12 protein-coding genes are annotated in these 11,757 nt (G+C 63.0%); 6 read left to right on the top strand and 6 right to left on the bottom strand.

All coding sequences use genetic code 11. The features are described from left to right. Positions 1–343: 343 nt before the first annotated feature. From rplM to FGM15_09185, 4 genes are read left to right on the top strand one after another with little or no spacing between them, the layout of a single operon-like run. Positions 344–775: a 50S ribosomal protein L13 gene (gene rplM, locus FGM15_09200; protein ID MBU3666034.1), complete on the top strand. Its 432-nt coding sequence runs from the start codon at positions 344–346 to the stop codon at positions 773–775. Between the two features lie 2 nt (positions 776–777). Further along, positions 778–1,167, top strand: coding sequence for a 30S ribosomal protein S9 (gene rpsI, locus FGM15_09195; GenBank protein MBU3666033.1), 390 nt, complete (start codon positions 778–780; stop codon positions 1,165–1,167). Between the two features lie 9 nt (positions 1,168–1,176). Then, entirely contained in the window at positions 1,177–1,716 is a 540-nt protein-coding gene (locus tag FGM15_09190) for a hypothetical protein (protein MBU3666032.1), read from the top strand. A 40-nt stretch (positions 1,717–1,756) separates the two neighbouring features. After that, positions 1,757–2,017: a hypothetical protein gene (locus tag FGM15_09185; protein MBU3666031.1), complete on the top strand. Its 261-nt coding sequence runs from the start codon at positions 1,757–1,759 to the stop codon at positions 2,015–2,017. 47 nt (positions 2,018–2,064) lie between these two features. Here the strand turns inward: FGM15_09185 and FGM15_09180 are convergent, their stop codons facing one another. The 6 genes from FGM15_09180 to gyrB form a co-directional block, all read right to left on the bottom strand. Next, the gene (locus tag FGM15_09180) at positions 2,065–2,463 is read right to left on the bottom strand and encodes a type II toxin-antitoxin system VapC family toxin (protein MBU3666030.1); all 399 of its coding nucleotides are present in this window, start codon (positions 2,461–2,463) and stop codon (positions 2,065–2,067) included. Next, positions 2,460–2,693, bottom strand: a complete 234-nt coding sequence (locus FGM15_09175) for an AbrB/MazE/SpoVT family DNA-binding domain-containing protein (GenBank protein MBU3666029.1) — start codon at positions 2,691–2,693, stop codon at positions 2,460–2,462. The genes FGM15_09180 and FGM15_09175 overlap by 4 nt, the downstream gene beginning before the upstream one ends. 95 nt (positions 2,694–2,788) lie before the next feature. Further along, positions 2,789–3,661 (bottom strand): succinate--CoA ligase subunit alpha, encoded by an 873-nt coding sequence (gene sucD, locus FGM15_09170; protein MBU3666028.1) that lies wholly within the window; start codon positions 3,659–3,661, stop codon positions 2,789–2,791. Positions 3,662–3,665: 4 nt separating this feature from the next. Continuing rightward, the gene (gene sucC, locus FGM15_09165) at positions 3,666–4,853 is read right to left on the bottom strand and encodes an ADP-forming succinate--CoA ligase subunit beta (GenBank protein ID MBU3666027.1); all 1,188 of its coding nucleotides are present in this window, start codon (positions 4,851–4,853) and stop codon (positions 3,666–3,668) included. 68 nt (positions 4,854–4,921) lie between these two features. Continuing rightward, entirely contained in the window at positions 4,922–5,971 is a 1,050-nt protein-coding gene (gene recA, locus FGM15_09160; protein MBU3666026.1) for a recombinase RecA, read from the bottom strand. A gap of 13 nt (positions 5,972–5,984) precedes the next feature. After that, entirely contained in the window at positions 5,985–8,555 is a 2,571-nt protein-coding gene (gene gyrB / locus FGM15_09155) for a DNA topoisomerase (ATP-hydrolyzing) subunit B (protein ID MBU3666025.1), read from the bottom strand. Positions 8,556–8,739: 184 nt separating this feature from the next. Between gyrB and FGM15_09150 the strand changes: the two genes are divergently transcribed. Together FGM15_09150 and FGM15_09145 are read left to right on the top strand one after the other, a co-directional pair. Then, positions 8,740–10,245: a hypothetical protein gene (locus FGM15_09150; GenBank protein ID MBU3666024.1), complete on the top strand. Its 1,506-nt coding sequence runs from the start codon at positions 8,740–8,742 to the stop codon at positions 10,243–10,245. After that, the gene (locus FGM15_09145; GenBank protein MBU3666023.1) at positions 10,238–11,638 is read left to right on the top strand and encodes an NAD(P)/FAD-dependent oxidoreductase; all 1,401 of its coding nucleotides are present in this window, start codon (positions 10,238–10,240) and stop codon (positions 11,636–11,638) included. Before FGM15_09150 ends, FGM15_09145 begins: the two co-directional genes overlap by 8 nt. Positions 11,639–11,757 lie beyond the last annotated feature (119 nt).

Here is an 11,757-nt window from a genome sequence, read left to right as displayed (position 1 = left end):
AAGGCGCGAGCAGGGAGCGATGCCTCTGCGCATCGTGACTGGCGAAGCAACGCCGCCAGACGCCCCGCCATGGCCCTGCCCGAGAGGGTTGCGGCGCTTTTCTTCCGTGGCTGCGTCGCGGCGCTCGAGACTGTATCGCAGAGGATACAGCCACATCGCTTGCTCCTTGCCACAAACGAAAATTATCCGCAACGCCACCGCGCCAGGTTTTGGGATAGGTTCTATGCAAAAAGCGCAAAATCAGCTCATCCGAGCCGCGGGATCCGGCCTTTTTCCTCCGGACCGGCAGATTGGCTTTGACTTCGTCCCGCCGACCCACCTATTCTGACCGGCCAATTTTGCCATGAAAACCTTTTCCGCCAAAGCCGAGGAAGTGAAGCGCAACTGGTGGGTCGTGGACGCCGAGAACCAGATCCTCGGGCGCCTCGCGACCAAAGTTGCCGACGTTCTGCGCGGCAAGAACAAGCCGGTCTTCACCCCGCACTGCGACACGGGCGACTTCGTCGTGGTGATCAATGCGTCCAAAGTCCGCGTGACCGGCAAAAAGCCGACCGCCAAGACCTACATGAGCTTCTCCGGCTACGTCGGCGGGCACAAAAGCGAAACCTTCGAGCAGCGCCGTGCGCGCCGGCCCGAATTGCTCGTCGAGCGCGCCGTGCGCGGCATGATCCCGCACAACCGGCTCGGGCGCGCCCAGTTCACCAAACTCAAAGTCTATGCCGGCGCGGAGCATCCGCACGCCGCGCAGCAGCCCAAAGAACTCAAAGTTTCCTGACCATGTCCGAAGTCCACACCGCCACCGGCCGCCGCCGCACTTCCGTAGCGCGCGTCCGCCTCAAGCCCGGCTCGGGCAAAATCGAAGTCAACAGCCGCGAGTTCAACGACTACTTCCCCACGACCACCCTGCAGACCGCGGTCCTGCGCCCGCTGGAACTCAGCGGACGCTCCCAGTCGGTGGATATTTTTCTCAAGACCTCGGGCGGCGGAGTGAGCGGACAAGCCGGGGCGGCCAGCCTCGCCATCGCACGCGCACTGCTCAAGCTCGATGCCAATCTTCGTCCGGAGCTGAAGAAAAACGGTCTTCTCACCCGCGATCCGCGGATGAAAGAGCGCAAGAAGCCCGGACGTCCCGGGGCGCGCAAGCGCTTCCAGTTCTCCAAGCGCTAAGCCATGCGCTTGAGGCGCCGCACATTGCTTGCGTTGGCAGTTGCCGCGACGGCGCTTTCCGCGCAAGCGGGGGAACCGGTGTTCCGCGCCGGGGATTTCACGTTCACCGTGCCTGCGGCATGGAAATCCGTCGAACCGTCTTCGCCCATGCGCAAGGCGGAGTTGCGTGTGCCCGGCCCCGAAGGAACGGGCGAAGCGGGCGAGGCCGTCATCACGGTGTTCCACTTCGGACCCGGCCAAGGCGGCGGCGTGCAGCAGAATATCGATCGCTGGTTCGGACAGTTCGACGGGGACAACGACTCGAAAGGCGCGGCAACCGCCAAGGAAACCATCGGCAAAGTGCCGGTGACATTCGCCCGCGCGCGCGGCACCTTCCAGAGCGGCATGCCCGGCGGACCGACCACTCCGCTGGAGGGTCAGGCTTTGGTGGGGGCGATCCTCGAAAGCCCGGCCGGCGACGTCTATGTCAAGATGACCGGACCCGCGCCGACGGTGGAAAAAGCCGAGCCTGCTTTCGTGCAGATGATCCGCGCCGCGTGCGGCCAATAGCGGCTTGGTGCCACGACACCGGGCGCTGCATAGTTTGCAGATGATCGAACGCTTGGTTCGAAAATTCCGAGCCGCTAATTTCGAGCAACCGGATCAAGTGATTCAACTTGGTGTTGCACCCAACCGTATCGATATTTTGACCGGACTGACCGCATTGAATTTCGACGATGTATGCGGCAGGCGCGGCGAGGTTGTTTTGGAGGGGATCCAACTTGCCGTTCATGACCGGCAATCATTCCGCCGAAACAAAGAAGCTCCCGGCCGAGCCAAGGATCTGGCGGACATCGAAGGTCTCGTTTGAGAACATCGAGTCCACGCTGGAAAATCGCGGGCGCCGGATCGGAAAAATCAGCTCAGCCAATCTTCCAGTTTCAACCCGGCAACGCGGGAAAATTCGCGCGTGTTGCGTGTGACCAGCTTGACTTCCAAAGCCAGCGCCTGCCCGGCCAGGAGCAAATCGTAGGGGCCGATAACTGTGCCGGACTCTTGCAACTTTGCCCTGACCTTGGCCGCCCGCCGGGCCGATTCACGGTCGAGAGTCAGAATGTGCAGCGGGGCCAAAAAGCGCTCAACTTTCCGTCCTTCGGCACGGGGGTCACGGCAACGCTCCACACCGGCAAACAGCTCGTAGATCGAAACCGTCGAAACACCCACATCATCGGGAGAAAGCATTCGCAAGCGCTCCTGCACGGCTTTCATCCCACGCAGCACCGCCACGCAAACATCGGTGTCGAGCAAATGGGTCACCGCTCAAGGTCGGGAAGTGGCGGCACCTCGCCCTGACCGGGCCGCTTGAACGAGTTGTCTTTGATCAACACTTTCTCGAAGTAGCCTTCCGGCCAGCTTTCATCGCCCATCGGCTCCAAAAGCAAACCACGGCCGAAGCGGCGAATTTTGGCGCGCTTTCCGGGCAACCGCAACTGCTTGGGCAAGCGCACGGCTTGGGAGCGTCCGTTCATGAAAAGTGTCGTCGTCATATATGGTATATACCTTTCCCGAGTGCAGCGGTCAATCGGATGGACGGGTGAAAGTTTTTTCGCGTGCCGCGGCGAGACCGCGGGATCCGCAACCTTTACTTCATCACCGCGAGCAGCGTGTCGGCAATGGTGCTGGGTGTCTCGGCCACGACAATGCCGGCGGCGCGCAGGGCGTCTTTCTTCGCGGATGCCGTGCCTTTGCCTCCGGAGATGATGGCGCCGGCATGACCCATGCGGCGTCCGGGAGGGGCGGTGGCACCGGCGATGAATCCGGCAACGGGCTTGTCGCAATTTTCCTTGAGCCACGCGGCGGCTTCTTCCTCCGCGCTTCCGCCGATTTCGCCGATGAGGATGATGCCGTGGGTCTCCGGATCGGCGGCGAAAAGTTTGACCGCATCGAGCGTGGTCGTGCCGATGATCGGATCACCGCCAATGCCGATGCAGGTCGATTGGCCGACCCCGCGGCTGGTCAACTGCCAGACGGCTTCGTAGGTGAGGGTGCCGGAACGCGAAACGACGCCGATGTGCCCGGGCTTGTGGATGTAGCCGGGCATGATGCCGATCTTGCACTGGCCCGGGGTGATGATGCCCGGGCAGTTGGGGCCGATGAGGCGCGACTTGAAGGTCTTGAGCACTTCCTTCACGCGCATCATGTCCATGACCGGGATTCCCTCGGTGATGCAGACGATCAATTCGACGCCCGCATCGGCGGCTTCGAGGATGGCATCGGCGGCGAACTCGGGCGGGACAAAAATCATGGTCGCATTGCAACCGGTCTGCTTGCGCGCTTCGTGCACCGTGTCGAAGATGGGCACTTTGTCATCGAACATCTCGCCTCCGCGCGCGGGAGTGACCCCGGCCACGACGTTGGTGCCGTATTCCATGCAGTTGCGGGTGTGGAAAGCGCCGGACTTTCCGGTGATGCCCTGGACAACCAGGCGGGTGTTTTTGTCAACGAGAACGGACATGAGATTATTTCCCCCGTGCGAGAGCGACCACTTGCTTCGCCGCGTCGTCGAGATCGGCGGCGGAGATGACGGCGAGTCCGGAAGAGGCCAGCAGTTTGCGGCCCTGCTCCACGTTCGTGCCCTCGAGGCGGACGACAAGCGGGATCTCGAGCTTCAGTGCTTTGGCGGCGTTCATCACGCCCTGCGCAATGATATCGCACTTCATGATGCCGCCGAAAATGTTCACGAGGATGGCTTTGACCTTGGGGTCGGAGAGCAGGATTTTGAACGCCTCGGTGACCTGCTCTTCGCTGGCCCCGCCGCCCACGTCGAGGAAGTTGGCCGGCGCGCCGCCGTGGTGCTTGATGATGTCCATCGTGGCCATGGCGAGACCCGCACCGTTGACCATGCAGCCGATGTTGCCGTCGAGCCCGATATAGCTGAGGTGATGTTTGGCGGCGGCCACCTCCCGCGGATCCTCCTCGGCCTCGTCGCGCAGGGCGACGATCTCCGGATGACGGAAAAGGGCGTTGTCGTCGAAGGAAAATTTGGCGTCGAGCGCGAGCACATCGCCGCCCTTGGTGAGCACGAGGGGGTTGATCTCGACCATCGAGCAATCGCAGGCGATGAAGCAGCGGTAAAGCGCGGCGAACAACTTGCAGGCGGGGCGCATTTTCGACGGGGCGAAGCCGAGTTCCCGGGCGAGCTTGCGCGTCTGGTAGGGCTGGAGGCCCCACGCCGGATCGACCGGCTCGCGGATGATCTTTTCCGGACTCTTGGCCGCGACTTCCTCGATATCCATCCCTCCCTCGCGGCTGGCCACGATGACCGGAGCGCCCGTCGCGCGATCCATGAGGATGGCGAAATAAAATTCCTTCTCGATCTCGACCGACTCGGCGACAAGCACCTGGTTCACCACGCGCCCCTCGGGGCCGGTCTGGTGCGTGACCAAGGTTTGTCCGATCATCTTGGAGGCGATGTCGCGGGCCTGGCCGGCGGTCTTGCAGAGCTGGACCCCGCCCTTGAAGCCGTTGGTGAACGTCCCCTTGCCGCGGCCGCCGGCGTGGATCTGGGCTTTGACCACGATGGAGTTGGTGCCGAGTTCGCGGGCGACTTTTTCCGCCTCCGCGGGCGTGCGCGCCACCGATCCGCGCGGATTGTCGGCGCCGAACTTGGTCAGCAGTTCCTTGGCTTGGTATTCGTGGATGTTCATGTCGTGGTAAGCGGAGTATTCGCCGGCAGGATGCCGACGCTACAGGTTGTCGCGGCGCCGATCGCGGCTTATGCCGCCTCCGTCGCGTTCAAGGCGGCGAGCGTGGCGGTTTCGATTTCCTTGTAGAGCTTTTCGTCGGATTTGAGCGCGTCCTTGGCGGCGTCGCGCCCCTGCGCAAGCTGGTTGCCCTTGAAGCTGAGCCAGCTGCCGCGCTTTTCGAGCACGCCTTTTTCCAGGGCGATGTCGATGAGCGAACCGACATTGGAAATTCCCTCGTTATACATGATGTCGAACTCGGCTTCGGTGAACGGCGGGGCGACTTTGTTTTTCACCACCTTGACGCGCGTGCGGTTGCCGGTGACGGCTCCGTCGGCCTGCTTGATGGCGCCGATGCGGCGGATATCGCAGCGCACCGAGGAATAGAATTTGAGCGCCTTGCCGCCGGGCGTGGTTTCGGGATTGCCGAACATGACACCGATTTTTTCGCGGATCTGGTTGGTGAAGATGCAGCAGGTGCGGGCTTTGGAAATCAATGCGGTGAGTTTGCGCATGGCCGCGCTCATCAACCGGGCCTGCGTGCCGACGGTCGAATCGCCGATTTCGCCTTCGAGTTCCTGCTTGGTCACGAGCGCGGCAACGGAGTCGAGCACGATGACGTCGAGCGCGTTGGAGCGGACGAGCGTTTCGCAGATGCGGAGCGCTTCCTCGCCCGAACTCGGCTGCGACACGAGGAGATCGTCGAGGTTCACGCCGAGACGCTGCGCGTATTTCGGGTCGAGCGCGTGCTCGACATCGATGAAGGCGGCCAGGCCGCCGCGCTTCTGCGCCTGGGCGATGACGGTGAGCGTGAGCGTCGTTTTGCCCGAGGACTCGGGGCCGTAAACCTCGATGATGCGGCCGCGCGGGAAACCGCCCACGCCGAGGGCGCGGTCGATCATGATGTTGCCCGTGGGAATGACTTCGATGTCGGCCGTCGAATGGTCGCCGAGGCGCATGATCGCGCCGTCGCCGTAATCCTTGGCGATCTGCTGCAGGGCAAGGTCGAGGTTCTTGTTGCGTTGCGCGGCAGCTTTGTCGGCGACGGGTTCGGCTTTGGATTCGGCGGCTTTGGGAGGCATGGGATCGGATTTCTTAGATGTCGAGGTTGCGGACGTTGAGGGCATTGTCCTCGATGAAATGGCGGCGCGGTTCGACCACGTCGCCCATGAGGACGGTGAACATTTTGTCGGCCTCGACGGCGTTGGTTTCGTCGAGTTTGACGCGAAGGAGCCGGCGTTTCTCGGGGTCCATCGTCGTCTGGAAAAGCTCTTTGGCGTTCATTTCACCGAGGCCTTTGAACCGTTTGATCTGCACGCCGCGGCGGCCGATCTCCTTGACCAGTTCGAGAATGCGCGGGATGGCGAAAATCTCGTGCCTTGTCTCGCGATCCCCCTCGCCTTCGACAAGGTGGAAGATGGGCTTGTCGGTGGCCGAATAGTGGTCGATGTCGAGGCCCTTCTTGGAGAGTTCATTGATCAGCTTGTCCACGCCCGTGGACTCGTGGATCTCGACGAGTCGCGCGCGGCGGCGGCGGGCGCCGGTGTCCTTTTCCTTCGGCGCGCTTTCTCCGTTGGGGGTTTCCGGCGCCTCCTCCTCGAAAAGATTGAGGTCGCTGTTGTTTTTCGCGAAAGTCTGCAACTCGCTCTCGTCGTGGAAATATTCGACGGACTCCGTGTTGCCGTCGCGGATCTTGACCAGATACTCGGGCAGCTTCCCGGTTTTGTCGTCGCGCGCCTCGAGGTAGCTCTCGAAATCCCCGCCGAGGCGCTTGATCGCGTTGCTGTGCTTGTTGAGGCGCTCGAGGAGTTCGAGGATTTCTTTGAGCTGCGTCTCGGTGAAGGTTTTTTTGTTTTTCAGGTGGACGAGTTTGACGTCCTCCGCGCCGAGCGAAATGAGGATCTTGGTGAGCTGGGCGTCGTCATCGACGTATTCCTCGCGTTTCTTGCGCTTGATCTGGTAGAGCGGCGGCTGGGCGATATAGACGCAACCGCGACGGACCAACTCGGTCATCTGGCGGTAGAAAAACGTGAGCAGCAGCGTGCGGATGTGCGAGCCGTCCACGTCGGCGTCGGTCATGATGATGATGCGACCGTAACGCAATTTCCCGAAGTTGAACGCGCCTTCCTGGTCGCCGTCGCCGATACCGGTGCCGACGGCGGTGATCATGGTCTGGATTTCGGTGTTCTGCAGCACCTTGTCCAAGCGCGCTTTCTCCACGTTGATCAGCTTGCCGCGGATCGGAAGGATCGCCTGGAAACGGCGGTCGCGCCCCTGCTTGGCCGAACCGCCTGCCGAGTCGCCCTCGACGATGAAGAGTTCGGTGAGCGACGGGTCGCGCTCGGAGCAGTCGGCCAGCTTGCCGGGCAATCCGCCGCCGGTGAGCGCGCTCTTGCGCACGGTCTCGCGGGCTCTGCGGGCGGCCTCGCGGGCGCGGGCGGCGGTGATCGCCTTCTCGAAAACTTTTTTCGCGACTGGAGGGTTGGTCTCGAAGAAATCCATCAGCCCCTCGTAAACGATCGAGCTGACGATGCCGTCCACCTCGGGATTGACGAGCTTGACCTTGGTCTGGCTCTCGAACTTGGGATCGGGGTGCTTGAGGCTGAGCACGCAGATGAGGCCCTCGCGCACATCGTCGCCGGTGATGGCGGGGTCCTTTTCCTTCGCGAGGTTGTTGGCCTTGGAGTATTGGTTGATCGCGCGCGTGAGGGCCGAGCGGAACCCGGTCATGTGCGTCCCGCCGTCGGGGTTCGGGATCGAATTGGTGAAGCAAAGGATCTGGTCGGTATAGCTGTCGTTGTATTGCAGCACGCAGTCGACGAAGACGTCTTCCTCGACGTCGTTGCCGTCCTTGTTCTTCATCTTGGTCTTCCGCGCGCCTGCGAGCTTGATGACTTTGGGGTGGATGACCTGCTTGCTCTCGCCGAGTTCCTTGACGAATTCCTCGATGCCGAGCTTGTAGATAAAAATGCTCTGTTTGGGGTCGCCCTCGACACGCTCGTCGGTGAGGCGGATCTCGAGGCCGGAGTTGAGGAAGGCCAGCTCGCGCAGGCGCGCACCGAGGCGCTCGAAAACGAATTCCGTCGTGGTGAAAATCTCGTTGTCGGGGAGAAACGTGATGAGCGTGCCGGTCTGCTTCTTGTTTTTGAGTTCGCTGAGGACTTTGAGCTGCTGCGTCGTTTTGCCGCGGGCGAACGACATGAAATAGACCTTCCCGTCGCGGTAAACCTCGGCCTTGAACCACTCGGAGAGCGCGTTGACGCACTTGGCGCCGACGCCGTGGAGGCCGCCGCTGAATTTGTAGGCGCCCTGGCCGAATTTGCCGCCGGCGTGCAGGTTGGTGAGCACCAGCTCGATCGCCGGGATCTTCCACTTGGGATGCATGTCCACCGGGATGCCGCGGCCGTTGTCGCGGATGGAGCAGGAGCCGTCGGCGTGGATGGTCACGTCGATGCGCGTGCAGAAGCCGGCCAGATGCTCGTCGATGGAGTTGTCGAGAACCTCGTAAACGCAGTGGTGCAAACCGCGCTCGTCGGTGTAGCCGATATACATCCCCGGCCGCTTGCGCACGGCCTCCAAGCCTTCGAGTTTGTCGATCTGCGCCGCGCCGTATTCCACGCCTTTGGCCGCTTTCTCTTCCTCGTTTTCCTTCGCTTTTGACGCCATAAAAATCGTGCTTTCCCGGGATGCGCCCGGGTCAGCCCGTGCGTCCAGAGAAGCTATCCCGCCCGGCGCCACGCTCCAGCCTTTTTTGCTCCGTAAAACCGATTTTCCCGTCATAAACACCGCCACCATGGATAGCGCCCGGCCATTTGCGATCAGGCTCAGGCCAAGATGGCTCGAAATCGGATTGCTCGTCGCGATCTTCCTTGGCGCCGCGACGTGGAACCGTGATGAGGTCCTGGTGCCGCGGCCTGACGGCGGGACGATGGTCGTTTTTGCCGACGGCGATTGCCACAGCCGCATGCAGCGCGCAGCGATGGTTCAGCATGCACCGGGCACGATCATCCGCGCACATGATTTCGAAAACCATCCGGAGGGCACCGTGCCGCACACCACGGCGCCGATGGATCATCTCATTGTTCTGCTCGGACTGGTGCTCCGGCCGCTCGATCTTGCCGGCGCGTGGATTTCGCCGCTGCTCGGCTTGCTGGCGCTTGTTTTCCTGTGGTCGTGGTCACGCGCGCTCGACCTGAATCCGCGCTGGCCAACGCTGCTGTTGTTTTGCATTTCGCCGGCTTTGACGCACGCCTTTGCCTTCGGGCGCCCGGACCATCAATCGTTGCTGGTGGCGCTGACGACCGTGGCGCTTGCGGCGGGATTCGCATTCGTGAAAACCGGAAAGCCGGGGTGGGCATGGTGTGCGGGAATCGCCTGGGGATTGGCCTTGTGGGTTTCGTGGTTCGAGCCGCTGATCCTCCTTGCTGCCCAGGAAATCGCCCGCGGGTTGGCGCTGCGCCGGGGCGGTCGGCCCATGGCGTGGCGCCGGGCGCTGGTTCTCGCCGCAGGCATCGCGCTCGGGGCGTGGGCACTCGAAGGCTTCCGGATCCCTTGGCCGGGCAACGAAGTGCGCGCGTTTTTTCCGCGCTGGGCATCCATGCTCGGGGAACTGCAACCCGCCGGCCCGCGCGCCATGTTTGCATGGACCGGATGGCTGCTCGCGCCCGCGCCGCTTCTTCTCGGCTGGGATTATTTCAAAAAGCGCGACCCGTTGGCGCTGATGTGTCTCGTGCTGCTCGCGGTCGTCACGGCGCTCACCGGATGGCAGGCGCGTTGGAGCCCGTGGCTGGCCGCGGTTTTTTGTCTCTCGCTGCCATGGCTGCTGAGACTGCCCGGCAAAAAGTGGGTCGCGTGGACGGCCTTCGTCGCGAGCCTCTGGCCCGTCGCGGCGGCGTGGGAAATGCGGCTCTTTCCTTCACCGCGCGAGCAAATGCTGCGCTCCGAAAAAATCGCGGAGGCGGCATATGTGGACCAGATCGCCGCTTTTCTCCGCCAGCAACCGCGCGGTGGCGTGCTCGCCCCGTGGTGGATCTCGCCGGCGTTGGCTCGCTCGAGCGGACAACCCGCCGTCGCCGGCACCTCGCACCAAAGTTTGCCCGGAAGCACGGACGCGGCGCGCTTCTTTTTGTCCGACGACGACCACGTGGCCGCGGCCCTGCTCGGACTGCGCAAAGTGAAATACGTTGTGACCGATACGCCCGAGCGGGTGGTCCCGACGTCGGCAACGCTGCTCGGCGTTCCGCCGCCGCAGAATCCGCTGATCACGCGCTTGGCAGACGCGCGCAATGTGCCGGTGTTCCTGGAGCCGGTGTTCGCCAACCGGTTTTTCCGGGTCTATAAAGTGCGCGATGAGTGATTTCGACCTGGTGGTGATCGGTGGCGGGAGCGCAGGTTATGCCGCCGCGCGCACTGCAAGCCGCGAAGGCCTGCGCACCGCCGTCATCGACGGCTCCGCGGAACTGGGCGGCCTCTGCATCCTCCGCGGCTGCATGCCGAGCAAGACGCTCATCGAGTCGGCCAACCGCATGCTGGAAATGAAAGAAGCGGAAGAATTCGGCCTGCACGCAAAGGACATTTCTTTCGACGGCGAAAAAATCATCGCCCGCAAAAAACGCCTGGTGGCGGAATTCGCCCGCTACCGGGCGGAGCAGCTCGAGAACGGGCAATTCCAGCTGATCCGGGGGCATGCGCGGTTCGCGGACCCGCACACGCTCCGCGTCAGGGAGGCGGAGGGAACGGAGCATAACCTATCCGCTCGCACGATCATTGTCGCCACCGGATCGGTGATCCGTCATCCGGACATCCCGGGACTGGCCGACGCACAGCCCCTGACCAGCGATGACGTGCTCGACAACCCGCGGCCGCCCGCATCGCTCATCGTTCTCGGCGCGGGACCCGTGGCGCTGGAAATGGCGCATTACCACACGGCACTCGGATCGCGCGTGACGGTGGTGCAACGCAGCAGGCAGATCCTCAGCTCGATGGACGCGGACGTGGCCGATGCCGTGCAGCGCGGCATGGAACGCCACGGGACGAAGTTTGTCACCGGATGCAAAATTATTTCCGCCGGAAGAGGTCCGCGCGGCAAGTGGGTTCGCATCGGCCACGAAGACCGCGAAGAGACGCTCGAAGCCCGGGAGATCCTGCTCGCCCTCGGCCGCGATGCCGCCACGGGAGGACTTGATTTGCCCGCGGCGGGGATCGAGGCCGCCGCCGGCCGTCCACTTGCAACAAGCGACACGCAACAGACCGCCGTGCCGCACATTTTCGGCGCCGGCGACGTGACCGGGAAACTGGAGATTGTCCACATCGCCATCGAACAGGGTGAAATCGCCGCCCGCAATGCGGCGCGCTTGTTGCGCGGATCGGGCGAAGCGCTCGAGACGACGGACTACCGGCTTCGCCTGTTCGCCGTGTTCACCCAACCGGAAGCCGCCATGGTCGGGCTGACAGAGCGCGAGGCGCGGGAACTCGGCATGGACGTCGCCGCGGCCTCGTATCCGTTCGACGATCACGGGAAATCGCTGGTGCAGGGCAAAATCGACGGCGCGGTGAAGTTGATCGCCGACCGGAAAACGGGGGAACTGGTCGGCGGGGCGGTGGTCGGTCCGCATGCCTCGGAGCTGATCCACGAGGTGGTGGTCGCCATGCGCTACCGGGCCACGGCGGCCGAATTCGCACGCACGCCCCATTACCATCCGACACTGAGCGAAATTTGGACCTACCCCGCGGAGGAACTCGCCGGCTGACGGCCGCGGCTGCTTTCGTTTGTCGCGGTGCGATCAAACCGAGACAGTGTGCGGTCAAACCAGGACAGTGTGCGATCAAACCAGGACAGCGCGCAATTTGCGGAGCCGGAGCGTAGCGC

Source organism: Chthoniobacterales bacterium, assembly GCA_018883245.1.
Taxonomy (GTDB): domain Bacteria; phylum Verrucomicrobiota; class Verrucomicrobiia; order Chthoniobacterales; family JACTMZ01; genus JACTMZ01.
Note: the sequence above shows the minus strand (reverse complement) of the source record. Positions and strands in the feature narration are given on the sequence as shown.

Bases quoted from the DNA above. Each gene is read 5' to 3' on its own strand.
- FGM15_09185 (MBU3666031.1), top strand. From the start codon at position 1,757: ATGATCGAACGCTTGGTTCGAAAATTCCGAGCCGCTAATTTCGAGCAA.
- gyrB (MBU3666025.1), bottom strand. From the start codon at position 8,555: ATGGCGTCAAAAGCGAAGGAAAACGAGGAAGAGAAAGCGGCCAAAGGC.
- sucD (MBU3666028.1), bottom strand. From the start codon at position 3,661: ATGTCCGTTCTCGTTGACAAAAACACCCGCCTGGTTGTCCAGGGCATC.
- FGM15_09145 (MBU3666023.1), top strand. From the start codon at position 10,238: ATGAGTGATTTCGACCTGGTGGTGATCGGTGGCGGGAGCGCAGGTTAT.
- recA (MBU3666026.1), bottom strand. From the start codon at position 5,971: ATGCCTCCCAAAGCCGCCGAATCCAAAGCCGAACCCGTCGCCGACAAA.
- rpsI (MBU3666033.1), top strand. From the start codon at position 778: ATGTCCGAAGTCCACACCGCCACCGGCCGCCGCCGCACTTCCGTAGCG.
- sucC (MBU3666027.1), bottom strand. From the start codon at position 4,853: ATGAACATCCACGAATACCAAGCCAAGGAACTGCTGACCAAGTTCGGC.
- FGM15_09175 (MBU3666029.1), bottom strand. From the start codon at position 2,693: ATGACGACGACACTTTTCATGAACGGACGCTCCCAAGCCGTGCGCTTG.
- rplM (MBU3666034.1), top strand. From the start codon at position 344: ATGAAAACCTTTTCCGCCAAAGCCGAGGAAGTGAAGCGCAACTGGTGG.